The following is a 25531-nucleotide window of genomic DNA, read 5'->3' as shown; positions in this document are numbered from 1 at the left end:
CATATTCACTAGAATTGGAAGGAAGGCATGTCTATGGATAGTACAGTCTTATTTGCGCTTGGATTGACACTTTTAGCTGGACTGGCCACAGGGATTGGCAGTTTACTTGCATTTTTTGCATCCCGTACCAATACGAAATTTCTGTCGGTATCCTTAGGCTTTTCGGCTGGAGTTATGATTTATGTTTCGATGATTGAAATCTTTTTTAAAGCAAAAGATTCATTGACGAACGCTCATGGTGAATCTATGGGATATTGGCTGACGCTAGCTGGTTTTTTTGGCGGAATGGTATTCATGGCGGTTTTAGACCGAATTTTGCCTCAACTGGGAAATCCGCATGAAGTAAAAACAGTCGAGGATATGGATGAAGGACCGACCAATGATGAATATGCCAGACTTCGAAAGATGGGTATCTTCACGGCACTGGCAATTGGGATCCATAACTTCCCTGAAGGAATTGCTACGTTCATGTCAGCCATACAAGATCCTGCTCTTGGTGTAGCAATTGCAATTGCGATTGCTATTCACAATATTCCCGAAGGAATTGCTGTATCAGTGCCGATTTATTATGCAACTGGTAGCCGGAAAAAAGCTTTCCAGTACAGTTTTCTTTCAGGTATTTCCGAACCGGTGGGAGCAATTGCAGCCTGGCTTTTCCTGATGCCATTCCTTAGCGACACCTTGTTTGGCATTATATTCGCTGGTGTAGCGGGTCTAATGGTCTTCATCTCACTGGACGAGTTATTGCCTGCTGCAAAACGCTACGACGAAGCGCATCTGTCCATTTACGGACTGGTGGCAGGCATGGCGGTAATGGCAGTCAGCTTAGTATTGATCGTTTAATATTGAAACTTTTAACCCTCTTTTCTCGTAATAATGAGAAAAGGGGGTTTTTACGTGGACATTAAACACATCGAACAGACTTTTTCGGAAGTATCAAAGACAGCAGGGTGGGCGGTAGATAAGCGGATTGCGTTGGCGGTGACGAACATATACTTGTCGAGAAATCAGGCTTTCGATGCGAATGTACATGAAGGAGCGGTTGAAATCATTAAGAAGAACGAGGGCTGGACCTCGCCTTTGCGTTCGCATCTGCTTCATGTAGCAGCAGCTTTAATGGTAGTGAAAGAAGAAGATGTGGAAAGCTCACTGAAATTGATCAATCAAAATCAAAAAGAGTTGAATAATGCCGGTTTTTGGAAAACTTCCTACACGTATCTAGCAGCTCTATTGATGAAAAATCCAGAAGAAGCGGTGCGGGCAAAGGCTTTATACGAAGAGATGAAAAAACACCACAAGTTTTTGACATCAAATGAAGATATCCCATATGCAGCTTTACTGGGAAATAGAGAGGGGTCAATCGAGGAGCGCGCAGCTACAATGAATATGTACTATCGCGATCTTCGTGAACAAGGCTTCACTATGGGCAATGATCTTCAATGGCTATCTCAAGTTATAACCTTCGATTCGCCTTTCTATGATCCGGGAATGGTGGGCAGGGTTTTAGCCATCCATCAATTCTTTAAAGAAGAAAATCTCAAGATCCGCTTAGCGCAGTACCCTATTCTTGGATTCTTGGCAGTTACGCAAGTGGATGGCAAAGCCCTCCAGGAAATTGTGCGAAACACACGTGAATTAGAAAAAAATAAAATCTTCCGTTGGTACAAGGATATGGCTTTTTCGACTGCTGTTCAGCAAGTGATGGCTGATAATTTGGAGGCTCAAGATATCTCTGCCATGACATTTTCTGCCTCGCTGGAAACCTTGATGCAAGCCCAGCAGGCAGCGATGATGGTCAGTATTAATACTGCAATTATTTCGTCGACAAACAATTCTTCGGGTTAATCAAATCGATGTTGCTTCTATAAATCATTAGCTATACTACAGATAAAAAATCACGAAGACAGGAAATTTCTTAAATATAAAACTTCATTTGTTAGAAAAAACTGACTTTTTCATCGGGGCTTGTCACTAATCCGCCATCAGCGTATAGTTGTGTAAAGACAGAACTATACATGTGTAAAGACAAGGAGAATGACAATGTCGACTGTAGCTGAGAAAAGTTCAAGTTCTATTTCAAGAAATAAATTATTATGGGTCGCCGGATTAGGGTGGCTCTTTGATGCAATGGATGTCGGAATTTTAGCTTTCGTTATTGCCGCATTGCACGAAGACTGGGGGTTAACTTCCAGCCAAATGGGGTGGATCGGCAGCGTCAACTCAATCGGAATGGCGGTTGGTGCGTTTGTCTTCGGTATTTATGCAGATCGTGTGGGCAGAAAAAAGATATTCATCATAACGCTGTTGCTGTTCTCAATCGCGAGTGGAATTTCCGCCTTTACTACAACTCTTGCAGCATTTATGCTTCTTCGTTTTTTTGTCGGAATGGGATTGGGGGGCGAACTGCCTGTTGCTTCTACTTTGGTATCTGAAAGTGTCCCAGCCAAAGAGCGTGGACGCGTCGTCGTCCTGTTGGAAAGTTTTTGGGCAGCTGGATGGCTTGTCGCTGCGGTTATTTCGTATTTCATCATTCCGTCTTTCGGCTGGCGGGTAGCGCTTCTGCTGACAGCTCTTCCAGCATTTTATGCATTATATCTGCGCATCAATTTGCCGGATTCACCGCAGTTTTCTGCAAAAAAGAATGTGTTGCGATCGGTTTCAACCAATATCAAAGAGGTTTGGTCAAAAAAATACAGACGCCCTACTTTGATGCTATGGATCGTTTGGTTTACAGTCGTCTTTTCATATTACGGAATGTTCCTGTGGCTGCCGAGTGTAATGGTGCTTAAAGGATTCACGTTGATCCAAAGTTTTCAGTATGTATTGATTATGACGCTTGCCCAATTGCCTGGGTATTTTTCAGCCGCTTGGCTTATCGAGCGGATTGGGCGAAAATTTGTATTGGTTACTTATCTGATCGGGACAGCTGCCAGTGCTTTGGCTTTCGGTAATGCCGATACCATCACTTTATTGATTGTTGCCGGAGCTTTTCTTTCCTTCTTCAATTTGGGTGCATGGGGAGCGCTATATGCATATTCTCCAGAGCAATATCCGACAGTCATTCGTGGAACCGGTACAGGAATGGCTGCGTCATTCGGCCGCATTGGAGGAGTTCTCGGACCCCTTCTCGTTGGTTCGATGTTGACTGCTGGTATTGGAATCAATATAATCTTTGGGATTTTCTGTGCCTCTATTCTTATTGGTGCTCTGGCTGTCGCATTTCTGGGGACTGAAACAAAACAAATGGAGTTGGAATAGAATAACTTAAAAAACAACGGTTCCGATACCGCTTCGGAAGACGTTGTTTTTTATTGAAGAAACAACATGGATAAGAAGGAGATTTTCCATAATATAGCTAATACATTAGGATGAAGAATTATGACAGGAATGGGCGTGGGAAAATGGAATTGCTTATTTACTCGGATTCGGCAGTTTTTTCAGAAAGAGTATCGCCGATCTTGTATCGGAATGAAGACATCTATAGCTTGTTCTTAGGTATTCTTGGGCAAATTCAGGCTAATCAGTACGAGGATTACTTTTTGGCTATTGCAGAAGAAGAAGGCGAAATAGTGGCGGTTTGCCTCATGACGCCGCCGCATGCTTTGCAATTGGTGATTCTACAGCACTTCCCTAACATCGAGAAAGAGATTGCCGGGCATCTGCAAAATCTGGGAATCGAAGTCAGTGGAATTGTGGGAGAGCAGGAGACATGCCATCTTTTTGCAGAAGCATGGACCCATGAAACAGGAGAGCAAGTGAAAGTATTGATGAATCAAGGCTTATATCGAATCGACGCGGTCAATAAAGGCTTGCGGAAGAGTGAAGGCTCTTGGCGGATTGCTAGTAAAAAAGATGCAGAAATTCTTGAAGAATGGTATAGGCTTTTTGAAGAGGAAACGGGAATTAACCAGTCTACGAAGACGGAAGCCGCCCATCGGATTGCTGCCTTTTTGGAAAGGAAGGAAGTATATGTATGGGAAGTCGATGGAAGGGTCGTTTCCTGCATGAAGAAATCACGTCCTTCAAAAAACGGCATAACCGTTTCTTTTGTATTTACACCGAAGAGCAAGCGCGGCAAGGGGTACGCCCGTACATTGGTAGCAGAAGTGACGGATGAATTGCTGATGGAATTTGATTTCGTTACGCTCTACACGGATCTCGATAATGCGACAGCCAATAAAATCTACAGGGAGATTGGGTATGAGCAGATTGCCAATCCCGTACACCTTGTTTTTGAAGAGCAATAAGTTTTCTGTTAAAGTTTTGAGGAGTAATGTGAGCTTGCATAGGGTATAAAAAAGCTAGGCTGAAAGAATCAGAAGGGAGCGGAGGCTATGATTCGATTTGAAAATGTCACAAAGCGCTTTCCGGATGGAACGGAAGCATTAAAGGACATTTCACTCGTTCTTCCCACTCATGAATTGACTGCTATCATCGGCCCCAGCGGATGCGGTAAAACCACTTTAATGAAAATGATCAATAAGTTAGAGAAACCGACTGCTGGAAGCATCTATATTGACGACAACCCTATAAATGGCATGGATGAAGTCCAACTGCGTCGTTCGATCGGCTATGTCATTCAGCGCATCGGCTTATTCCCTCATATGACCATTTCTGACAATGTAGCACTGGTCCCGAAATTATTGGAATGGCCAAAATCTAAAAAAGAAGAGCGGGTACGCGAATTGCTCGAGCTGGTCGGTTTGGATCCGGAAATTTATATGGATCGCTATCCACTTGAATTGAGCGGGGGACAACAGCAGCGTGTAGGAGTGGTTCGTGCGCTGGCTGGAGACCCCAATATTGTTTTAATGGACGAGCCGTTTTCGGCACTTGATCCCATCAGCCGGGAACAATTGCAGGACGAGCTTCGAAATCTGCAGCAAACGATAAATAAAACCATTGTTTTTGTCACGCACGATATGGATGAGGCTCTGAAAATCGCAGATTCTATCATCGTAATGCGTGACGGACAAGTAGAACAAGTAGGGACGCCGCAGCAATTAATTGATGAACCCGCGAATGAATTTGTTCGAAATTTCATCGGAGTAGAACGCATCAATCAAAAGCGTACATTCGGAGAAAAGAGGTTAATCGAGTTTCTGGACTTGTTTGTTACCGATTGGGCAGGGGATGCTGAAAAGATTTCCGCTGACGCTACGATCGAAAATGCTTTTCTACAGCTGGACAACAGCGATCAAAACTACTTGGCTATCAGTAAAGGCGGACAAGTTGTGGCTTATGCCAATGCCCGTGATCTATTGAAAGCGGCGCTTGTCAAGGAAACGGGGGTACTGGCATGAGGAATTTCCTGGATACTCTCGTAAATCGGCAGGACATGATCATCAGTGCGCTTTTAGAGCATATGTATTTGTCTTTTGTAGCGGTAGCTATCGGTATTGCCATTGCATTGCCATTGGGAATTGTCATTACTCGTTACCGGCGCTACGCTGAGCCGATTATTGGCGTGACGGCTATTTTTCAAACAATACCGAGTCTCGCTTTATTTGGCTTTTTGGTGCCGATTTTAGGAATTGGCTCACCGACTGCATTAATTGCACTCATCATTTATGCTTTGCTGCCGATTCTGCGAAACACCTATGCGGGAATCGTCGGTGTCGATGGCTCGACGATTGAAGCGGGACGTGGAATGGGCATGACGCGGACGCAGATCCTGCGTCAAATCGAATTGCCGCTCGCATTGCCATTTATCATGGCCGGAATTCGGACTGCAACGGTATTGACTGTGGGAATTGCTACACTTGCAACTTTTGTGGGGGCAGGCGGTCTAGGAGATATCATTTACCGAGGGTTGCAATCGTATAATAATTCGTTGGTTCTGGCAGGTGCGCTTCCAGTTGCTTTGCTGGCCATTGGATTTGATCAGATCTTGAAATGGATTGAAAAGAGAGCGACGCCAAAAGGCTTAAAAACATAGGAGGAAATGAGAATGAAAAAGACAGCATTTGGTATTTTATTGGCTGGCACAACAATCATTGCAGGATGTGGATCGGGTGGAGATGCATCAGAACCACTTGTAATCGGTGGCAAGCCGTGGACGGAGCAATACATTCTTCCTCATATTCTTGGACAATATATTGAAGCAAACTCAGAATACACAGTGGAGTACGAAGACGGTCTTGGTGAAGTATCAATTTTGACACCTGCTTTAGAAAAAGGCGACATTGACATGTACGTGGAATATACGGGCACAGGGTTGAAAGATGTATTAAAGGAAGAGTCGGTACCTGGCCAATCTTCAGAAGAAGTTTTAGAAATTGTCAGAGAAGGCTATGAAGAGCAATTGAATGCAACCTGGCTTGAGCCGCTCGGATTCGAAAATGGCTATACATTAGCGTATTCAAAAGATAGCGGCTATGACGCTGAAACCTATTCAGAGCTAGCAGAAATTTCAAAGTCGGAGAATATGCGCTTCGGAGCGCCGCACCCTTTCTATGAGCGCCAGGGAGATGGATTTGATGATTTGGTCGCTACTTATCCATTCGAATTTTCGGCAACGGAAAGCTTTGATCCGGCCATTATGTACGAAGCGGTCAATAGTGGAGAGGTGGATGTCATTCCGGCTTTTACAACAGATAGCCGCATTGGATTATTCGATTTAGAAACAACGGAAGATGATCAATCATTTTTCCCTAAATACGATGCAGTACCTGTTGTACGAATGGAAACACTTGAAGAGTATCCAGAGCTTGAGGAAGTGTTAAGTGGGCTTGCTGGTCAAATCAGCGAAGAAGAGATGTTGGCCATGAATTCACGAATTGATGTAGACCAGGAAGCAGCCAGCGACGTTGCTCGTGAGTTCCTCATTGAAAAAGGATTAATTGAAGAATAAAGCAAAAACGGCTGTTCAGAAAGTCATGTAGCATGGCTTCTGAAGACAGTCGTTTTTTCTTTTCAAAAGATATTTGCTGTGGGAGCTGCGAACTTTGCGAACAAACAAGCAGAGTCTTTAGCTCTTCGGAAATGGAGAGAGTTCGGACGATTTCCTTGTACTTTTCTTGTAGTATTTAAGAAAAGGTTCTTGTACAATAGAATAAATGAGTGAATAGTCATTCAATTCGGTTAAATGAAAGCGATTTCAATAATGGATAATGAGGTGAGGGATTTGAGAGAAGTTGTCATTGTAGAAGGGGTGCGTTCACCTGTAGGAAGAAGAAAAGGGCAGTTTGCTGACATGCGTCCTGACGAGTTGGCTGCTTTTGTATTAGAAGCGTTAGTGACACGTGCGGGTGTGGATAAAAGCAAGGTGGAAGATGTCATTTTGGGGTGTGTTTCGCAGTCAGGAGAGCAAGGCGGCAATGTCGCCCGCACCGCAGCGCTGATTGCAGGTTTTCCGGATCATGTCCCTGGCGTCACAATTGATCGTCAATGTGGTTCGAGTCAACAGGCAGTACATTTTGGTGCACAGGCAATTTTGGCGGGAGATATGGATATCGTCATTGCGGGCGGCGTAGAAAGTATGACGCGTGTACCGATGTTTTCCAATATGCAAGGTGCAAAGCCAAGCCGGAAATTGACTGATCAATACGAGATCATCAATCAAGGGCTATCAGCAGAACGCATCGCAGAAAAATGGGGATTCACGCGACAGCAACTCGACGATTATGCGGTACAAAGCCATGAACGTGCACAAAATGCTATTCATACTGGACATTATGAACGCGAAATTGTCCCAATTGAAATGCATGAAACTGATGGTGAGAAAGAAGTCATTGCCGTAGATGAAGGTCCACGCCCTGGAACGACACAGGAAGTGCTGGCGGGTTTGAAAACAGCTTTCGATGAAAGTGGTGTGATTACTGCTGGCAATGCCAGTCAAATGAGTGATGGCGCTTCAGCTGTCTTGTTGATGTCCAGTGAGAAAGCGCAGGAACTTGGCTTAAAGCCGAAAGCCCGTATTTTAGCGCGTGTAGTGGTCGGTTCCGATCCGACCTTGATGCTCACAGGTCCGATAGCGGCGACGAAAAAAGTCCTGAAGAAAGCAGGACTTGAAATCGGCGACATGGATCGCTACGAAGTCAATGAAGCATTTGCACCAGTACCGCTGGCGTGGTTGAAAGATATCGGCGGAGATCCGGAGAAATTGAATGTCAATGGCGGAGCGATTGCACTTGGTCATCCGCTTGGCGCGACAGGAACCAAATTGCTGGTATCGTTGCTCCATGAACTGGAACGTTCAGGTGGCCGTTATGGTTTGCTGGCGATTTGTGAAGGAATGGGAATGGCGAATGCCACTATCATTGAAAAGTTATAGGTCATATTGAAGACTTAGGGGGATGAGGATGGATTTTTCAACAGTAAAGGCAGTAGTTACAGGTGGAGCATCCGGGCTTGGGGAAGCGACGGTGCGCCGCATTGCAAAAAGTGGGGGAAAAGCAGCTATTTTTGATTTAAACACGGAACTTGCGACAAAACTGATTGAAGAGTTGGGGGAGGAATCGGTCATCTACAAAGAAACCGATGTCACCGATGCAGGACAAGTTGAACAGAATATCAGTGAAACGCTTGAACAATTCGGGGGCATCAATTTGGTGGTCAATTGTGCTGGAATCGGCACTCCCGGTAAAGTGTTGTCTAAAGGCACGCCAATTGGACTTGAACAATTTGAAAAAGTTATCAAGGTGAATTTAATCGGCACTTTTAATGTGATTCGCATCGCGGCAGCAGCCATGCAAAAAAATGAACCAAACGAAGGTGGAGAACGCGGAATCATTGTTTCGACAGCGTCCGTTGCGGCATTTGAAGGTCAGATTGGCCAAGCGGCATATAGTGCTTCTAAGGGCGGGGTAGTATCGATGACTTTGCCGATTGCCCGAGAATTGGCAAGAGATGGAATCCGTGTCATGGCGATAGCGCCGGGATTAATGGAAACGCCCATGGTAGAGGGGTTGCCGGATGCGGCAATAGCGTCGTTATCTGCAGCTGTTCCATTTCCCGCTAGACTCGGAAAACCTGCTGAATACGCCCACTTAGTAGAAAGTATTACAACAAATCCGATGCTGAATGGGGAAACGATCCGACTAGATGGAGCAATCCGAATGCAGCCGAAATAAGGGGGATGAACAGAATGGCGAAATATCGTTTTGAGGAAGAAGAGCATGTAATGTTTCGCAAGTCTTTGCGTAAATTTTTGGAAAAGGAAGCGATTCCGAATTACGACCAGTGGGAAAAAGACCGGCTCATTCCGAAGTCATTCTGGAAAAAGCTTGGGGATATGGGTTTTTTGAGTCCGCAGGTAGACGAACAATATGGTGGGCTTGGACTTGATTTCCGTTATGCGGTTGTCATCGGGGAAGAGATGGAACGCGTGGGTGCCAGTTTAACAGGTGTGGGTCTGCATAATGACATTACGGTGCCTTATATCGAGGCATACGGAAACGATGAACAAAAGCAAAGATGGCTGCCGGGCTGTGTTACAGGCGACCATATTACAGCGATTGCCATGACCGAACCCGGTGCTGGTTCTGACTTAGCGAATATATCGACCACGGCTGTGCGCGATGGTGACAATTATATCGTCAATGGCCAGAAGACGTTTATTACTAACGGCATCAATTCGACTTTGGTGCTGGTCGTGGTGAAAACCGATCCGAAAGCAGAACCGAAGCACCGCGGGATTTCTTTGTTAATGGTAGAGGAAGGGACGCCAGGCTTCGAAAAAGGACGCAAACTGGATAAAGTCGGCCTTCATGCACAAGATACGTCCGAACTGTATTTTGAGGACTGCATAGTTCCCGCAGCCAACTTGATCGGAGAAGAAAACAAAGGCTTTACTTACTTGATGGAAAAATTGCAGCAGGAACGTCTGGTGGTCGCTATGGCAGCGCAAGTCGCTTCCGAGGATATGCTGGAAATGACATTGGAATACGTAAAATCAAGAAAAGCTTTTGGCAAGCCGATCGGATCGTTTCAGAACTCCCAATTCAAATTGGTGGAAATGGCCACTGAAATCGAGCTCGGTCATTCTTTTTTAGAATCTCTGATTGAAGACCATATGGCTGGAAAAGATATTGTTTCCAAAGTGTCGATGGCGAAATATTGGCTGACCGACACGGCTAAAAGAATTTCGGGAGAATGCATGCAACTGCATGGCGGATATGGCTATATGGAGGAATATAAAATCGCGCGCCGGTACCGGGATATTCCAGTAGCAGCCATTTACGCCGGTTCCAATGAAATTATGAAGACCATCATCGCCAAACGGATGGGCCTATAAATGAAAGAGGCGTTAAAAGGTGTATGTATACTGGATGTTACGTATTATGTTCCAGGACCGTATGCCAGCATGCGGCTTGCTGAATTGGGCGCAGAAGTCATCAAAGTCGAACCTCCTACAGGCGACCCGGCTCGCTATATGAGTGGCGGACATGTCCACCGGGCCAATAATCGCGGGAAGACCATCGTTCACATTGATTTAAAATCAGCTGAGGGGCGTCTCGAAATGCTGAATTTGGTTAAAAATGCCGATGCACTTATTGAAACGTTCCGACCCGGAGTCATGAAAAAGCTGGGATTAGATTATGACAGCCTGAAGCTTGTAAAGGCGGACTTGGTTTACTGTTCACTATCAGGTTATGGGCAAACGGGAGAAATGGCAGGCTTAGGCAGCCACGACTTGAATTATATGGCTTTGTCAGGTGCCTTGGATCAATTGAAGGACGCTTCTGGCAAGCCGATACATCCAACCAATACATTGGCTGATTTTACTGGCGGATTACTGGCGTCTGAGCAACTATTGGCAGCTTTGTTAAAAAAGTTTCGGACGGGGCAAGGCCAGTACCTGGATATTGCGTTGGTTGAAGTCATGGCAGAATTTCTTGGCAATCATGATGTTTATCATGAAGAAGGAATCTCGGATAATGGGATTCCTGAAATTGGCGGAACTCGGGTCAGTTATTCCATTTATGAAACAAAAGATGGGCGTTATATGACCTTGGGTGCTCTAGAAGACAAATTTTGGCGTGCTTTCTGTGATTTTGCCCAACGGCCGGAATGGCTGGAATGGGGCGAACGGCCTTTAGGAAGTCATGAACACCAAAAAGTAGCTGAATTTTTCAAATCAAAGAATTGGCGGGAGTGGTACCGGATATCGCTGCAGGTAGATGCTTGTTTAGCTCCTGTATTAAAGGCACACGAACGCCATGAGCACCCATTTTTTGTTGAAAAAATCAGAGCAAAAAGGAGCCTGGTGTGACATGATGGATTCGCCATTGTTGTCTTCTTTCGTCCCAGGGTCATAAGCCAACCCAGCTGTGTGGCAAAAAGCGCCACTTCGCCGGTTTGGCTTATGCCCGGCAGAGCTACACGGCCGCTTCCGCTTTTCTTGTTGTCTAGACTCCAGCGGCCAGGCCCTAGGGTCATAAGTCACCCTGGCTGTGCGGCTGAAAACATGCCGCTTCGCCAGTGCGTCTTATGCCCGTCGGACCTACATGGCCGCTTCCGCTTTTCTTTTACTTGACAGAATAAACAAAACCTTTTAACATAAGGGACAACTTGTTGTACGAGAAGCAAGTCCTTTTGAGAGAAGAGCTTAGAGAAGACTAGAATAGAAGAGTGTATAAATCGAGGATTGAGACGAGTAGGCAGGGAAATCCATTTAGAGAGTCAGCGGCTGGTGAAAGCTGATTGGGTGATCTGCGCGAATGGACTTAGGAGAGCTGACCTGAAAGCGGAAGCGAGTAAGGGAGACGTAAGCCCTGCGTTAAAGGGAAAGGCGAAGAGCCTGTTTAAGTGAGTGCAGAAATTTAATGCATTAATGCGTGGTGGTACCGCGGTTTTAACCCGTCCCCGCAATCAGATAGCTATCTGGTTGCGGGGATTTTTGCATCTAAAAACGAGTTGAGGAGAGATTAGAATGAGCAGAGCAGAGAATATGAGCGAACAAGAGATGTATGAAAAATCATTGGAAATGTTGAACGGCACAATAGATGATCAACAAGTGAAGAACTTTTTATCCGGATTGCATAAAAAAGGCGAAACTGCAGATGAATTAGTGGGATTGGTTAAAGCAATGCGTGAAAAAGCGGTGGAGTTGCCGACAGTAGAAGGCGAACTGATTGATGTTTGTGGAACCGGCGGCGATCGTTCTTACAGCTTCAATATAAGTACCTTGACGGCCTTTGTACTTGCAGGGTGTGGATTAACCGTTGCTAAACATGGCAACCGCAGTGTATCCAGCAAAACTGGCAGTTCGGATGTATTGGAAGCGCTCGGTATTTCAACAGAAACGGATGTTGCGTCAATACCGGCTATTCTCGAGCAAACGGGAATTGCGCTTTTATTTGCACCAGCGATCCATCCTGCACTTGGGCGTATGCGTCAAATTCGTAAAGATATCGGCACACCGACGATCTTCAACTTGGTGGGGCCTTTAGCAAACCCCTTGCCAATCACTATTCAAATGACGGGTGTTTACCGCCGCGATATGTTGGAGCCGATGGCCGATGCCTTGATCCGGTTGGGCCGAAAAAAGGGCGCATTGGTTCACGGAGCAGGCGGGTTGGATGAATTATCGCTTGCTGGTACAAACGAATTGATTGTTTTTGATGAACAAGGCAAGCGGGAAATGACTATCCATCCGAATGAGGTCGGTTTGGAAGTGGCGCCGATAGAAGCGATTCGTGGAGGTGAACCTGAACGCAATGCAGAAATCTTCATGGATGTATTGTCAGGGACCGATAGCCCTTATTTGGATACAGTAGCTTTAAACGCGGGAACTGTATTGTATGTCAGCGGGAAGGCTAAAACGGTGGCAGAAGGTGTGCAGCAGGCAAAAGCATCAATCAAATCAGGCGAAACCGCGCGTGTATTCGACTTGCACCGGTTGGCAACGGAGGTATTGGTATGACGATATTGGATGAAATTATCGCGACGAAGCACCAGGAAATAAAAACGTATTCAAAGATTGAACCAGAAAACAGCAGTTTTCCGGAGAAATCAAAACTGCTGCAGCGCCTTCAGGAAAAAAATGGCGTCATATCAGAAATCAAACGTGCTTCGCCGTCAAAAGGCGATATTCAGATAGAAGTAGATATTGTGGCGCAAGCTAAAAAATACGAAGAGGCGGGAGCGGCCGCAATTTCAGTACTGACTGACGAGACTTATTTTAAAGGGTCCATCGATGACTTGAGAGAAGTGGCGCAAGCTGTTTCAATTCCGGTTCTGTGCAAAGATTTCATGATCAGCGAAATTCAAATTGACCGTGCTCAACATGCAGGAGGAACGATTATCCTGCTGATTGTCGCAGCGTTGGAAAAGCAGCAGCTGCACAGCCTTTATCAATATGCGATTTCTAAAGGGCTTGAAGTTTTGGTGGAAGTTCATGATGAAGAGGAATTGCGGGAAGCGTTGGAGCTGGATGCCAAATTAATCGGCGTCAACAACCGCAATTTGAAGACCTTTGAGGTATCGATTGAAAAGACTGCACAATTGGCTGAAAAATTTCCGTTCGACGGTGAACGTGTACTCATCAGCGAAAGTGGGATGCATACAAAAGAAGATGCAAAATTCGCTTACGCGAGTGGAGCATCTGGAATTTTAGTGGGCGAAGCACTGATGCGGTCTGAAGATCCGGGCAGCTGGATTCGCGAGGCGACCAGTGAGGAGGCGATAAAATGACCAAAGTGAAAATCTGTGGATTGAAGGAAGAGCAGCACGTCAAAGCAGCAAAGCGGGCGGATGCCATTGGCTTTGTGTTTGCTCCGAGCAAACGTCAAGTGACAATCGCGCAAGCAGCTGAATTGGCCAAGCACATACCGGTAGACACAGATAAAATTGGGGTTTTCGTCAATGCTTCTCTACAAGAAATTGAAGACACGGTTGCAGGCGTTCCATTAACGATGGTGCAGCTTCACGGGGATGAACCCGATGACCTGATTCAAGCGATCCGTGTACCGGTAATCCAGGCTTTTTCAATCCGTACAAAAGAAGATGTTGAAAAATTGAAGAACTCCAAAGCTGATTATGTACTAGTGGACGCTCCAGGCACCGACTACCGGGGAGGCAGCGGCAATGTGTTCGATTGGTCGCTATTGCATGGCGCTGATATTGATTTATCGCGACTGATTGTAGCTGGTGGTTTGAATCCCGGAAATGTCCATGCAGCAATCGGACAAACAACCCCTTATATGGTAGATGTTTCAAGCGGAGTCGAGACAGATGGCCGCAAAGATTCAGCGAAGATACAGGAATTCATTAAACAGGTAAAGGATGATTCGATGGAACAGACGATAGAAAAAACAGGATTTTTTGGCAAATATGGCGGACAATTCGTACCGGAAACCTTGATGAAAGCAGTTAAGGAGCTGGAAGATGCCTACGAGGAGGTAAAAGAAGATCCTGAATTCCAAAGAGAGTATCATCATTATTTATCTGAATATGTTGGGCGTGAGCAGCCGCTGACATTTGCGCAACGGATGACAGAGGCACTTGGCGGACCAAAAATCTATTTGAAACGGGAAGACTTGAACCATACCGGTGCCCATAAAGTGAACAATGCAATCGGCCAAGCTCTGCTTGCCATGCGCATGGGCAAAAGAAAAATTGTAGCGGAAACGGGAGCGGGCCAGCATGGTGTGGCGACAGCGACGATTTGTGCGCTTTTTGACTTAGACTGTGTCATTTTCATGGGAGAAGAAGACATTAAACGTCAGCAATTGAATGTTTTCCGTATGAAGCTTTTGGGCGCACGTGTTGAGAGTGTCACAAAAGGCAGCGCTACTTTGAAAGATGCCGTTAATGAAGCCCTGCGCTATTGGGTTGCCAATGTAGAAGATACACATTACCTGATTGGCTCGGCTCTCGGGCCACATCCTTTTCCGACGATGGTCCGCGATTTCCAAAGTGTCATCGGCCAAGAGACCAAGCGCCAGATTCTCGATAAAGAAGGGCGCCTTCCGGATGCTATTCTGGCATGTGTCGGAGGTGGCAGCAATGCTATCGGCATGTTCTACCCGTTCATTCAGGATAAAGAAGTTCAGTTGATTGGCGTTGAAGCTGCTGGTGAAGGTGTTGATACCGATAAGCATGCTGCAACTTTAACTAAAGGTACGGAAGGTGTTCTCCACGGAGCGCTAATGAAATTATTGCAGGACGATTCGGGACAGGTACAGGAAGCTCATTCGATTTCCGCTGGACTTGATTATCCGGGAATTGGTCCTGAACACGCTCATTTAGCAGACATTGGCCGTGTTGAATACCGTTCCATCACAGATAAAGAAGCATTGGCAGCGGTCATTAGCATGTCCCGTCTAGAAGGGATCATTCCTGCTCTCGAATCGGCACATGCCATTGCGGAAGCTGAAAAGCAAGCCAAGATGATGACTGCCGATCAGATTCTGGTCATTTGTGTATCAGGACGCGGCGATAAAGATATGGCGACGTATGCAGAGAAATTGGAGGGACTGTCATGAATCGACTCGAGCAGCTGAAAAGTTCAGGGAAAAAAGCGTTTGTCGCTTATATTATGGCGGGAGACGGCGGTCTTGACCGCTTGAAGGAGCAAGTGCAGTATCTGCAAAAAGCAGGCGTGACAGCTATTGAAATTGGTATTCCCTTTTCGGACCCTGTAGCAGACGGCCCAACGATCGAAGCGGCGGGCAACCGCGCCCTAAAACAAGGGGTTACGCTTCAGAAGGTACTCGAAGAAATGAAAAGTTGGACATTCCAGGTTGAAATTCCGTTGCTGGTCATGACTTATTTGAATCCGGTCCTGAAATTCGGAGTGGAGCGGTTTGCGGCTGAGTGTGGCAAGGCGGGAGTTTCGGGTGTCATTATTCCAGATCTTCCTCACGAGCATAAACAGCTCGTGCAGCCTTACGTCGATAAGGAAAATATCAAACTGATTCAATTGGTGACTTTAACGACAACCGATACACGATTGGAAGATATTCTTCGTGAAGCGGAAGGGTTTGTCTATGCTGTAACGGTTAAAGGCATTACCGGATCGCGTGACGAAATGTCGGAAGACGTTAAAGCTTTCATGCGCAAAGTACGAGGAAAAAGTCCGGTGCCGGTCTATGCAGGCTTTGGTATTTCAAAGAGCAGCCATGTAGATATGCTGCGTGATGACGTGGATGGTTTCATTGTAGGAAGTGCGATTGTCGAAGCGTTCAATGCAGATAAAATTCAGGAAATTGAACCGCTTATTCATGCAGTGACTAATGCCCATTCGGTATAATGCCGATAGGAGGAGATTTTATGTTTACACCAGTCACTGCTGATTTTTTCAATGCACCGACTTTGGAGTTGTCCCGCAATTTACTTGGCCAGATTCTGGTCCATGAATTGCCGGAAGGAATCGTTGCTGGGCGCATCGTGGAGACCGAAGCCTATATGGGCGCGGAAGATCGTGCAGCTCACAGCTTTGGGAACCGCCGCACCAAACGGACAGAAATTATGTTCGGAAAACCTGGACTTGTTTACACGTATCAAATGCATACCCATACTTTGATCAATGTCGTCAGCGGACCGGAAGAAACCCCGCGGGCGATTTTGATTCGTGCAGTCGAACCAGTGGAAGGTATAGACCTGATGGCAGAATTGCGCGGCAAACATATGCCAATCAAGCAGTGGACCAGCGGACCGGGAAAACTGACCAAGGCAATGGGCATCACGATGGCTCATTACGGACATCATTTTTCCGAGAAGCCGCTTTATATCGCTCAGGGAGATTCAGTCCATTCAGTCTCAGTAGGACCGCGTGTTGGAATTGGCAATTCACTTGAAGCGGTTCACTACCCGTACCGGTTTTGGGAATCGGAAAATCCGTTTGTCTCGAAATTCCGCTAATTCCGTGTTTAATTTTGTGCTTTCGTGGAATACTGAAAGAGAATGATTAAACAGAAGGAGTGGAAGATAGTGGCAAAAATCGCGACTTTAATTACAGATATGTTCGAAGATGTAGAATATACAGACCCATCGAAAGCGTTTAATGATGCAGGTCACGAAGTTTTCACCATTGAAAAAGAGGCAGGCAAAGAAGTTACAGGCAAACAGGGAGAAGCTGTTGTCACCATCGATAAAGGAATCGATGATGTCAGCCCGGAAGATTACGATGCTCTGTTCCTGCCTGGCGGATTTTCTCCCGATCAATTGCGTGCCGATGACCGTTTTGTGGAATTCACAAAAGCGTTTATGGATGCAAAGAAGCCCGTCTTTGCAATCTGTCACGGGCCTCAATTATTGATTACGGCGAAAGCGTTGGAAGGCCGTAAAGCGACAGGCTTTAAGTCGATTCAAGTCGATATGGAATATGCAGGCGCAACAGTGGTCGATGAAGAAGTAGCCGTATGCCAAGATCAATTGGTAACGAGCCGCCAGCCGGACGATCTTCCGGCCTTCAACCGCGAATCATTGCGTGTGCTGGAGCAGTTGGCTTAATAAATACGGAAAACCCGGATCAGCATTGCTGATCTGGGTTTTTTGCTGGGAAATAGGGAATATAAGTTGGCAATATGCCTCGTATGAGGTTTTTTTATTTCTCTCTTGTATACATAAGTGTTTACTTATATAATAAGTGGGTGATGTAAAAGCAAGTGGAGATCAGGAATATGGGTACGCAACGATTTCTTAAAGGCATTTGGAAACGAATGTTGATATTAAAATACTTGGCAACAAATGCTTGGCGCATTCTTTAATTGGATGGGTTTTTGGTTATGAAGCAACCGGAACTGGTTGCGAAAGGAAAAATGAATTGTGAATAGGGAGTTGGAAGAAAGTGGACGTTTGGTTAGCGAGTATTATTTTTATCGTCACCTTGATTTTTGTTATTTGGCAGCCAAGAGGCTTGTCGATCGGCTGGTCTGCGATTGCTGGGGCGATTGTAGCCCTGTTGTTTGGCGTAGTTGATTTTGGTGATGTATGGGATGTAACCGGAATTGTCTGGAATGCGACATTGACGTTTGTCGCTTTGATCATTATTTCCCTGATTCTTGATGAAATCGGATTTTTCGAATGGGCAGCTTTACATATGGCGCGTTTTGCCAAAGGCAGCGGCTTGCGTATGTTTTTCCTGGTTATCATCCTTGGGGCAATTGTGGCTGCTTTGTTTGCGAATGATGGAGCAGCGTTGATTTTAACACCGATTGTACTGGCAATGGTTCGGGCATTGAAGTTCAAAGATGCGATGATTTTGCCGTTTATTATGGCTTGTGGATTTATCGCCGATACTGCATCTTTGCCTTTTGTCGTAAGTAATTTGGTCAATATCGTTTCTGCAGATTTCTTTGGCATCGGGTTTACCGAATATGCAATTCGCATGGCGGTGCCCAATTTATTCAGTATTGCGGCGAGTATGCTAGTGCTATATTTGTATTTCCGAAAAGATATTCCGAAACATTTTGATGACAGTGTACTGAAGACGCCGGCTTCCGCAATAAAAGACATTCAGATTTTTCGCTTGTCATGGGCAGTGCTGGTAATTTTGCTGATCGGTTATTTCAGCAGTGAAGCTTTAAATATTCCAGTCTCTCTGATTGCTGGAACAGTTGCTATTATCTTCCTTGCCATTGCAAGAAGAAGCAAATCGGTTGAAACGATGACTGTTTTAAAAGGGGCGCCTTGGGCAATTGTCTTTTTCTCCATTGGCATGTATGTGGTCGTATATGGTTTGAGAAACGTAGGGCTGACATCAGTGCTGGCAACGGCCATCGAATGGACAGCGAGTCATGGCTTGTATGCTGCAACTATTGGGATGGGCTTTATCGCAGCTATTCTATCGTCAGTCATGAACAATATGCCGACGGTCATGATTGATGCATTGGCTATAGCAGAAACCGATACGACAGGTGTAGTGAGGGAGGCTTTGATCTATGCCAACGTCATTGGTTCAGATCTAGGACCGAAAATCACACCTATTGGATCACTGGCGACTTTACTGTGGCTCCATGTACTGAAAACAAAAGGTGTGGAAATCACGTGGGGTTATTATTTCAAAATCGGGATCATCTTGACCGTGCCGACCTTGTTCATTACCTTGACTGGACTGTACTTTTGGTTGACGATCTTAAATTAAATCAACAAAAAAGGAGTATGCCAATGGCATGCTCCTTTTTTCTAATCCAAAAACTTTGCTAAATAAATTTCGTTATGGGGTTTATCGTTTATCATCATGGATTTTTTTCGGATCCCTTCAGATTCAAAACCAGCTTTTTCATATAGTTTGAGAGCGGGTTCGTTTTCTTCAACGACGGTCACTTCAAGGCGGGTAATGCCTTTTTCTTTAGACCATTCTTCGGCTTTTTCAAGTAGAGATCGTGCAATCCCTTTGCCTTGTGCATCTTTTTGAAGGCCGAGATCAATTGAAGCCCGGTGAGCAGCGCGTTTTGCATCATTGCCCATAATCATCAAGTAACCGACATGCTGGCCGTTCAGGATGGCAATGATGATGGTTGAATGGCCGCTTTGTTTCCATTCGATAATTTGCTTGCGAACTTTTTGGGTGGATTGCGTCCGTTCATCTTTGGCATACAGCATAAACTCAGATTCAGATTCTACGGTTTTCTGTAAAGCGGCAAGAGAACGTGCATCCCCATGTTCTGCTGTTCGGATCAACAGGATATCTTGATCTTCATCATCATTATTTGAACCTTTTCCATTCGAAAGATCAGCTCTTTCAAAGACGACAAAGCGATCTGGTTCGACATCGCTGACAAAATAACCCGCATCTACCCAAGCGTGAAAATGTTTTGCTGGTGCTTTCGTCTTTTTCCACCAGCTTTTATTCAAGTAGGCGGCATTGGGCAAATTCTGCCCCATAATTTGTTCGATTTCAGAAAACGTTAGTTTTATTGAGGAATTCGTCGCTCCGGAGAAATAATCGGCCAGAGGAATGTATTTCTTTTCCAGTAAAATAGTCACAGACATCTCTTCCTTCCACCTAACTTTGAATTAGTTAGTCATATTATACCATTCGCATGTGCTAAAGTACACAATGAATTTATAAAATACAGATAATTCTATAAACTTTATACTCTTTTAGTTTTATTTTTTTATCTGGCGAGTTCAATTTTTTCAATTGCTGTTATTGTGATAGAATAAACACAGAAACTAAGTTTTTCAGGAGGCTATCATTCATGTCAAATGTTTTAGTATTGGGTCATAAAAATCCGGACACCGATTCAATTTGTTCGGCCATTTCATACGCTTATTTAAAGAATGAATTGGGCATGGTTGCTGAACCTATTCGCTTAGGTGAAGTGAATAACGAAACCTTATTTGCTTTAGAGACTTTTAAGTTCGACCAGCCAAGACTGGTGACACAAGTCGCGAAAGAAGCTAAACAGGTAATTTTAGTGGATCACAACGAACGCCAGCAAAGTGCTGAAGACATCAACGAGGTTCAAGTGATTGAAGTAGTAGATCATCACCGCATCGCTAATTTTGAAACGACAGATCCTCTTTATTTTCGTGCCGAGCCAGTGGGCTGTACGACAACTATAATATTGAAGTTATTTAAAGAAAATGGGGTAGAAGTCCCGCCTAATATTGCTGGTTTAATGTTGTCTGCTATTATTTCAGATTCACTTCTTTTCAAATCACCGACTTGCACAGCTCAAGATGTGGAAGCTGCTTCTGAGTTAGCGAAAATCGCTGATATCGATGCACAAAACTACGGTCTTGACTTATTGAAAGCTGGAGCCGATTTGAGCAATAAAACATTGGAAGACTTGATCTCATTGGATTCCAAAGAATTCGAAGCGGGTGATCACCGATTTGAAGTTGCCCAGGTCAATGCAATTGACGTGGAAGAAGTCATGGTTCGCCAAAAAGAGCTTGAAACCTTGATGACAAATACGATTTCAACAAAAGGTCTGGACCTTTTTGTGTTTGCTGTTACGGATATTCTCAACAATAATTCGGTTGCCATCGTTCTTGGCGAAAGAGCCGGAATTATTGAAGATGCCTTTAAATCAAGTGTAGTGGACAACCGTGTCCTGCTGCCGGGCGTTGTCTCACGCAAAAAACAGATTGTTCCTGTAATTACAGAAGCATTAAGCTGATTCCCTTAGGGGAGTCAGTTTTTTTATTGTATTGGAGGCTTCGCCATCGCGTCTTATGCCCGTCAGGTCCAGCTCGATCGCCTGCGCTTTTCTCACTGTCTAGCCCCGGCGATCAGACCTTCGGGGTCATAAGCCACGCTGGCTGTGCGGCTGAAAAGATGCCGCTTCGCCATCGCGTCTTATGCCCGTCAGGTCCAGCACGATCGCCTGCGCTTTTCTCACTGTCTAGCTCCGGCGATCAGACCTTCGGGGTCATAAGCCACGCTGGCTGTGCGGCTGAAAAGATGCCGCTTCGCCATCGCGTCTTATGCCCGTCAGGTCCAGCTCGATCGCCTGCGCTTTTCTTTTCATAAGCAAAAAAATTGAGAGCTGTTGTTTTCGTTGCTATAGTTAATGGCGAGGTGGATAATATGAAAATTGAAGTTTGGTCAGATTATGTGTGCCCATTCTGTTATATAGGCAAGCGAACGTTGGAAAAGGCATTGGTTCAATCGGGTTTTGAAAGCCAGGCGGAGATTTCGTTCAAGGCATACCAATTGGATCCAAATACGCCGACTGATTCTGCTGTCTCGACATATGATAGTTTAGCGAAAAAATTCGGGCAGACTGTGGAACAGGCGAAAGAGATGACTAAAGGAGTGGCGCAGCATGCCCGCTCGGTTGGGTTGGAATATGATTTTGATAATATGGTGGCAGCCAATACATTGGCTGCTCATCGTTTAGTAAAATGGGCCGAAACTCAAGAAAAAGAGGCAGAACTGACCGAACAGCTTATGCACCAGTACTTTGTAGAAGCGAAAAATGTCGGCAATCATGAGGTTTTATTGAATATTGCGGAAGAGATCGGCTTGTCCCGCGAGGAAGCGAAGCAAGTACTGGAATCTGATCAATTCATGGCACAGGTTCAGGTAGATATAGCTGAAGCCGGTCAAATTGGTGTACAAGGCGTACCCTTCTTTGTAGTTAACCGCAAATATGCAATTTCTGGCGCTCAGCCGTTAGAAGCATTTGTGGAAGCGCTGGAGCAAATCGCTGAAGAAGAAGGAATTCGTCCAAAACTGAAGCCGATGGGCAAGAGTAAAACCAGCTATTGTACAGGAGATTCCTGCGAAAATTAAGGATGAGGCAGAGTAATTGACTTTTACTCTGCCATTTCTTATGATAAGAAAGTGCTTTTAATTTGAGATAAATAATTTTAATATAAATACAAAAGGAGTTTTGAAAAAATGACTAACGTTTTAGTAGTAAAAGCAAATAATCGTCCCGCATCTGAAGGGGTTTCAAGCAAAATGTACGAAGTATTTATGGATTCTATTGGACCTGGTTCTGAACTTAACGTAAATACATTCGATGTATTTAAAGAAGATATGCCATATTTCGGCCAGGATTTCTTCGATGCAATGCAAAAATCTGCCCAAGCTGAAGAAATGACGGAACTTGAGCAGCGCATTTTGACTGCTGCGAACAAAGCAATGGACGCATTTATGGATGCTGATGTGGTTGTATTCGCATTCCCATTATGGAATAAAACAATTCCTGCACCATTACAAACGTTTATCGATTATGTTTACCGTGCAGGCGTTACATTCAAGTACACAGCTGAAGGCCCAGTTGGTCTTGTACCTGAGAAAAAAGTAATCATCTTGAACGCACGCGGCGGAGTTTATTCAACACCTGAAATGGCTCCTGCTGAAATGAGCGTTAACTATATCCGTTTGATCATGGACTTCTTCGGAATCACTGACATTGAAGAAGTAATCATCGAAGGGCATAACATGTACCCTGATCGTGCTGAAGAAATTGTTGCTGAAGGTATGAAACGCGTAGAACAAGCTGCAAACTCATTAGTGAAAATAAACGCATAATTTTTAAAATGACTGCCCTTAAAGGGTGGTCTTTTTTTTTTGTCCTAATCTCTTGGACAGTAAATTTGGCAGATTGGACAGTAAAATAGCTAAAACGGACAGTATTTTTGAAAGTTGGACAGTATTTCATCTGTTTTGGACAGTATGGACAAAAAACTGGTAATTTCTATTGCTGAACTTTGAACCTGATTAAGATTTTTTAATAGGGGTAGACATTTACTAAAAGCTTTTTAAGGAGGAACGGCATGGTGCAGAGTGATAATGTGAGTCGGGTTCCGGAAGTGCAAAAGTCGTACTGGAGAGAATACAAGGATATCCCAAGCTATCCTGCTTTACAGGAAAATGAGTCTACGGATATTGCTGTTGTTGGCGGAGGAATGGTTGGTATCATCAGTGCTTACCTTTTGGCGAAAGCCGGGAGAAAAGTAACATTGATCGACGCTGGAAAGTTGGTTGATGGCGTTACAGGTTATACAACTGCAAAAATAACAGCTCAGCATGGCCTTTTTTATTACCCATTAGTCAAACTGGTAGGAGAAGAACAAGCGAAGCTTTATTATCAGGCAAATATGGATGGATTGAAGTTCATTGAAGAAACTGCTGAAGAACTTGGCATCGATTGCGATTTTTCCAAACACAATGCGTTCGTTTACGCCAATACAGCGATAGGAGCGAAGCTGGTTGAAAAAGAGGCGGAAACTTATCGCCAACTGGGAATAGACGGCGAATTGGCAAAAGATGAAGTTGAATTGCCATTCCAAGTGAAAGAAGCGGTGGTCATGCGTGGTCAAGCACAATTTCATCCGGTGAAATTCCTGGCTGGGCTGGTGAAGGAAATTGAACGCCTCGGCGGAAAAATCTATGAACAAACCCGTGCCATGAAAATCCTGAGTAAAAATGACCCGGTTATTCAAACTGAAAACCTTTCACATTTATCGTGCAATAAAGTTATTGTCGCGACCCATTATCCTTTCAACGATTTTGACGGAATGTATTTTTCGCGTCTATCCATCAATCGTTCGTATATCATCGCAGCCAAAGTGAATGGGAATGTTCCGAACGATATGTACGTGAGTGGAGACATGCCTTCTCGTTCCTTGCGCTATGCGCCGGGTGAAAATGGAGAGAAGCTGCTGCTGATCGGTGGCGATGGCCACGCCACAGGAAAAAGCTCGAGCGAAACGATGGAGCATTACCGTAATCTAGAAAAGTTCGGTGATGAGCATTTCGATATCCAGGAGATTCCGTATCGCTGGTCAGCGCAGGATATGACAACGCTAGATAAAATTCCTTATATCGGAACCATCACAGCGGGCTATGACAATATCCTGGTGGCAACCGGTTTCCATAAATGGGGAATGTCGAACGGCGCGTTGGCTGGTATGCTGCTGACAGACCAGGTGCTGGGCAAGGAAAATCGCTATGCGCCAGTGTTCAGCCCAACTCGTCCGAAAATGAAGGCAGTGGATGTTGCGAGCTTTGCGAAAGATAATGCATCGGTTGCGAAAGAGCTGGTCAAAGGAAAGCTGAAAAGAGCATCCAAGACAGTAGAGGACCTGGGCAAAGACGAAGGTTCTTTAGTCAAAGTCGGGAAGAAAAAAGCAGGCGGCTACCGCGATGAATATGGGCAAGTCCACCTCGTTGACACGACTTGCACCCATATGGGATGTGAAGTCAATTGGAACGACGCGGAACGCTCCTGGGATTGTCCATGCCACGGATCCCGTTTCTCCTACACTGGAGATGTGCTGAATGGACCGGCTGTTAAACCATTGAAGAAAATTGAACAGGAATACTGAAAAGCAAGAGCGCCTGTCCTGAATCGATGGGCTTAAGGCAGGTAGTCGAAGCGGCGCTTTTTGCCGCACAGCCAGATCGGCTTACATGCCAAAGAACTAGGCACTTGGAGTGAATTATGACTCTAGAATCTAGCAGCTGGAGCTAAACATTAAAACGTTCGTAAAAAAGCAGCGCGAGGAATTTTCCTCGCGCTGCTTTTGAATTTCTCTTTATTAAGCTGGGTTGCCTTCTAATTCCAAAGTGATTTTGATATCTTCGCCGACCATTACACCGCCTGTTTCAAGTGCCTGGTTCCATGTAAGGCCGAAATCTTTGCGATTTACTTTTCCTTCAACGCTGAATGCAACTACTTCAACACCCCACGGGTTTGTGCCTTTACCGCCGTATTCAACTTCGAAAGTTGCCGGACGAGTAACACCTTTCATTGTAAGGTCGCCAGTCAATTCGTATTCATCGCCTTTTTTGACGATGTCATTTGCTGTGAATGTAATGTATGGGAATTGTTCAGCATCAAAGAAATCTGCAGAACGCAGGTGGTTGTCGCGATCTGTGTTATTTGTGTTAATGCTTGCTACATCGATTTTAAAGTCGATCAATGCCCCTTGTAAATCTTCTTCATTTGCTTCAACAGTTGCTTCGTAAGAAGAAAAAGAACCTTTTACTTTAGAGATCATCATATGTTTTACAGAAAATCCAACTTCTGAGTGCGCTGTGTCTACTATCCATTTTTTCATGTTAAATTCCTCCTAGAAATATTGTTCTGTGCTTAATATAACTGGAATAAATCTCAATGTCAATAGTTATTAATTAAGTATTCTCGAATTCGAGATAATATTTTATTGGACT

Annotated in this window: 24 protein-coding genes and 1 other annotated feature; of the genes, 22 read left to right on the top strand and 2 right to left on the bottom strand. The window is 44.9% G+C overall.

Annotated elements, in window-relative coordinates; translation table 11 throughout:
• The first annotated feature begins 33 nt into the window (after positions 1-33).
• The 18 genes from zupT to FQV26_RS14670 all read left to right on the top strand — a co-directional run bounded on the left by zupT (position 34) and on the right by FQV26_RS14670 (position 19033).
• Positions 34-843, top strand: a complete 810-nt coding sequence (gene zupT / locus FQV26_RS14750; RefSeq protein ID WP_146558302.1) for a zinc transporter ZupT — start codon at positions 34-36, stop codon at positions 841-843.
• Positions 844-897: 54 nt separating this feature from the next.
• A complete protein-coding gene (locus FQV26_RS14745; RefSeq protein ID WP_146558301.1) occupies positions 898-1845 on the top strand; it encodes a DUF4003 family protein in 948 nt (315 codons plus the stop codon).
• A gap of 195 nt (positions 1846-2040) precedes the next feature.
• Positions 2041-3258 carry an MFS transporter gene (locus FQV26_RS14740; protein ID WP_146558300.1) on the top strand — a complete coding sequence of 406 codons (1218 nt, stop codon included), beginning with the start codon at positions 2041-2043 and terminating at the stop codon, positions 3256-3258.
• A 143-nt stretch (positions 3259-3401) separates the two neighbouring features.
• The gene (locus FQV26_RS14735) at positions 3402-4247 is read left to right on the top strand and encodes a GNAT family N-acetyltransferase (protein ID WP_146558299.1); all 846 of its coding nucleotides are present in this window, start codon (positions 3402-3404) and stop codon (positions 4245-4247) included.
• An 87-nt stretch (positions 4248-4334) separates the two neighbouring features.
• A complete protein-coding gene (locus tag FQV26_RS14730) occupies positions 4335-5303 on the top strand; it encodes an ABC transporter ATP-binding protein (RefSeq protein ID WP_146558298.1) in 969 nt (322 codons plus the stop codon).
• Positions 5300-5938, top strand: coding sequence for an ABC transporter permease (locus FQV26_RS18845; RefSeq protein ID WP_186759986.1), 639 nt, complete (start codon positions 5300-5302; stop codon positions 5936-5938). Before FQV26_RS14730 ends, FQV26_RS18845 begins: the two co-directional genes overlap by 4 nt.
• A gap of 12 nt (positions 5939-5950) precedes the next feature.
• Positions 5951-6853, top strand: a complete 903-nt coding sequence (locus tag FQV26_RS18840) for a glycine betaine ABC transporter substrate-binding protein (RefSeq protein WP_186759984.1) — start codon at positions 5951-5953, stop codon at positions 6851-6853.
• Positions 6854-7126: 273 nt separating this feature from the next.
• Entirely contained in the window at positions 7127-8275 is a 1149-nt protein-coding gene (locus tag FQV26_RS14720; RefSeq protein WP_146558297.1) for a thiolase family protein, read from the top strand.
• Between the two features lie 28 nt (positions 8276-8303).
• On the top strand, positions 8304-9074 hold the full coding sequence (locus FQV26_RS14715) for a 3-hydroxyacyl-CoA dehydrogenase (protein WP_146558296.1): 771 nt from the start codon (positions 8304-8306) through the stop codon (positions 9072-9074).
• A gap of 14 nt (positions 9075-9088) precedes the next feature.
• Positions 9089-10237 carry an acyl-CoA dehydrogenase family protein gene (locus tag FQV26_RS14710; protein WP_146558295.1) on the top strand — a complete coding sequence of 383 codons (1149 nt, stop codon included), beginning with the start codon at positions 9089-9091 and terminating at the stop codon, positions 10235-10237.
• A complete protein-coding gene (locus FQV26_RS14705) occupies positions 10238-11215 on the top strand; it encodes a CaiB/BaiF CoA transferase family protein (protein WP_146558294.1) in 978 nt (325 codons plus the stop codon).
• Between the two features lie 362 nt (positions 11216-11577).
• Positions 11578-11813, top strand: a binding site (T-box leader).
• Positions 11814-11875: 62 nt separating this feature from the next.
• Entirely contained in the window at positions 11876-12868 is a 993-nt protein-coding gene (trpD, locus tag FQV26_RS14700) for an anthranilate phosphoribosyltransferase (RefSeq protein WP_146558293.1), read from the top strand.
• On the top strand, positions 12865-13638 hold the full coding sequence (gene trpC, locus FQV26_RS14695) for an indole-3-glycerol phosphate synthase TrpC (protein WP_146558292.1): 774 nt from the start codon (positions 12865-12867) through the stop codon (positions 13636-13638). Before trpD ends, trpC begins: the two co-directional genes overlap by 4 nt.
• Positions 13635-15431 carry a tryptophan synthase subunit beta gene (gene trpB, locus FQV26_RS14690; protein ID WP_146558291.1) on the top strand — a complete coding sequence of 599 codons (1797 nt, stop codon included), beginning with the start codon at positions 13635-13637 and terminating at the stop codon, positions 15429-15431. The genes trpC and trpB overlap by 4 nt, the downstream gene beginning before the upstream one ends.
• Positions 15428-16198, top strand: a complete 771-nt coding sequence (gene trpA / locus FQV26_RS14685) for a tryptophan synthase subunit alpha (protein ID WP_146558290.1) — start codon at positions 15428-15430, stop codon at positions 16196-16198. Before trpB ends, trpA begins: the two co-directional genes overlap by 4 nt.
• 20 nt (positions 16199-16218) lie before the next feature.
• Positions 16219-16809, top strand: coding sequence for a DNA-3-methyladenine glycosylase (locus FQV26_RS14680; RefSeq protein ID WP_146558289.1), 591 nt, complete (start codon positions 16219-16221; stop codon positions 16807-16809).
• A gap of 69 nt (positions 16810-16878) precedes the next feature.
• A complete protein-coding gene (locus tag FQV26_RS14675; RefSeq protein WP_146558288.1) occupies positions 16879-17400 on the top strand; it encodes a type 1 glutamine amidotransferase domain-containing protein in 522 nt (173 codons plus the stop codon).
• A gap of 337 nt (positions 17401-17737) precedes the next feature.
• A complete protein-coding gene (locus tag FQV26_RS14670) occupies positions 17738-19033 on the top strand; it encodes an arsenic transporter (RefSeq protein ID WP_146558287.1) in 1296 nt (431 codons plus the stop codon).
• A gap of 41 nt (positions 19034-19074) precedes the next feature.
• On the opposite strand, the gene FQV26_RS14665 is transcribed toward FQV26_RS14670, so the two are convergent.
• Positions 19075-19884, bottom strand: coding sequence for a GNAT family N-acetyltransferase (locus tag FQV26_RS14665; protein ID WP_261384356.1), 810 nt, complete (start codon positions 19882-19884; stop codon positions 19075-19077).
• Positions 19885-20093: 209 nt separating this feature from the next.
• Here FQV26_RS14665 and FQV26_RS14660 point away from each other — a divergent pair, with 209 nt between their 5' ends.
• From FQV26_RS14660 to FQV26_RS14645, 4 genes are all read left to right on the top strand, one after another.
• Positions 20094-21020: a manganese-dependent inorganic pyrophosphatase gene (locus tag FQV26_RS14660; RefSeq protein WP_146558286.1), complete on the top strand. Its 927-nt coding sequence runs from the start codon at positions 20094-20096 to the stop codon at positions 21018-21020.
• Positions 21021-21430: 410 nt separating this feature from the next.
• Entirely contained in the window at positions 21431-22138 is a 708-nt protein-coding gene (locus FQV26_RS14655; RefSeq protein ID WP_146558285.1) for a DsbA family oxidoreductase, read from the top strand.
• A 108-nt stretch (positions 22139-22246) separates the two neighbouring features.
• Entirely contained in the window at positions 22247-22885 is a 639-nt protein-coding gene (locus FQV26_RS14650) for an FMN-dependent NADH-azoreductase (RefSeq protein WP_146558284.1), read from the top strand.
• A gap of 245 nt (positions 22886-23130) precedes the next feature.
• Entirely contained in the window at positions 23131-24684 is a 1554-nt protein-coding gene (locus FQV26_RS14645; protein WP_315898447.1) for an FAD-dependent oxidoreductase, read from the top strand.
• 213 nt (positions 24685-24897) lie between these two features.
• Here FQV26_RS14645 and FQV26_RS14640 read toward each other — a convergent pair whose 3' ends face one another.
• A complete protein-coding gene (locus FQV26_RS14640; RefSeq protein ID WP_146558283.1) occupies positions 24898-25419 on the bottom strand; it encodes a YceI family protein in 522 nt (173 codons plus the stop codon).
• Between the last annotated feature and the right edge of the window lie 112 nt (positions 25420-25531).

The organism is Planococcus sp. CPCC 101016 (assembly GCF_007859295.1).
Taxonomy (GTDB): domain Bacteria; phylum Bacillota; class Bacilli; order Bacillales_A; family Planococcaceae; genus Planococcus.
This window is presented reverse-complemented; position numbering and strand designations above follow the sequence as displayed.

Coding starts and splice junctions, on each gene's coding strand:
- zupT (WP_146558302.1), top strand. CDS start 34: ATGGATAGTACAGTCTTATTTGCGCTTGGATTGACACTTTTAGCTGGA.
- FQV26_RS14740 (WP_146558300.1), top strand. CDS start 2,041: ATGTCGACTGTAGCTGAGAAAAGTTCAAGTTCTATTTCAAGAAATAAA.
- FQV26_RS14735 (WP_146558299.1), top strand. CDS start 3,402: ATGGAATTGCTTATTTACTCGGATTCGGCAGTTTTTTCAGAAAGAGTA.
- FQV26_RS14730 (WP_146558298.1), top strand. CDS start 4,335: ATGATTCGATTTGAAAATGTCACAAAGCGCTTTCCGGATGGAACGGAA.
- FQV26_RS18845 (WP_186759986.1), top strand. CDS start 5,300: ATGAGGAATTTCCTGGATACTCTCGTAAATCGGCAGGACATGATCATC.
- FQV26_RS18840 (WP_186759984.1), top strand. CDS start 5,951: ATGAAAAAGACAGCATTTGGTATTTTATTGGCTGGCACAACAATCATT.
- FQV26_RS14715 (WP_146558296.1), top strand. CDS start 8,304: ATGGATTTTTCAACAGTAAAGGCAGTAGTTACAGGTGGAGCATCCGGG.
- FQV26_RS14710 (WP_146558295.1), top strand. CDS start 9,089: ATGGCGAAATATCGTTTTGAGGAAGAAGAGCATGTAATGTTTCGCAAG.
- FQV26_RS14705 (WP_146558294.1), top strand. CDS start 10,238: ATGAAAGAGGCGTTAAAAGGTGTATGTATACTGGATGTTACGTATTAT.
- trpD (WP_146558293.1), top strand. CDS start 11,876: ATGAGCAGAGCAGAGAATATGAGCGAACAAGAGATGTATGAAAAATCA.
- trpC (WP_146558292.1), top strand. CDS start 12,865: ATGACGATATTGGATGAAATTATCGCGACGAAGCACCAGGAAATAAAA.
- trpB (WP_146558291.1), top strand. CDS start 13,635: ATGACCAAAGTGAAAATCTGTGGATTGAAGGAAGAGCAGCACGTCAAA.
- trpA (WP_146558290.1), top strand. CDS start 15,428: ATGAATCGACTCGAGCAGCTGAAAAGTTCAGGGAAAAAAGCGTTTGTC.
- FQV26_RS14680 (WP_146558289.1), top strand. CDS start 16,219: ATGTTTACACCAGTCACTGCTGATTTTTTCAATGCACCGACTTTGGAG.
- FQV26_RS14665 (WP_261384356.1), bottom strand. CDS start 19,884: ATGTCTGTGACTATTTTACTGGAAAAGAAATACATTCCTCTGGCCGAT.
- FQV26_RS14660 (WP_146558286.1), top strand. CDS start 20,094: ATGTCAAATGTTTTAGTATTGGGTCATAAAAATCCGGACACCGATTCA.
- FQV26_RS14655 (WP_146558285.1), top strand. CDS start 21,431: ATGAAAATTGAAGTTTGGTCAGATTATGTGTGCCCATTCTGTTATATA.
- FQV26_RS14650 (WP_146558284.1), top strand. CDS start 22,247: ATGACTAACGTTTTAGTAGTAAAAGCAAATAATCGTCCCGCATCTGAA.
- FQV26_RS14645 (WP_315898447.1), top strand. CDS start 23,131: ATGGTGCAGAGTGATAATGTGAGTCGGGTTCCGGAAGTGCAAAAGTCG.
- FQV26_RS14640 (WP_146558283.1), bottom strand. CDS start 25,419: ATGAAAAAATGGATAGTAGACACAGCGCACTCAGAAGTTGGATTTTCT.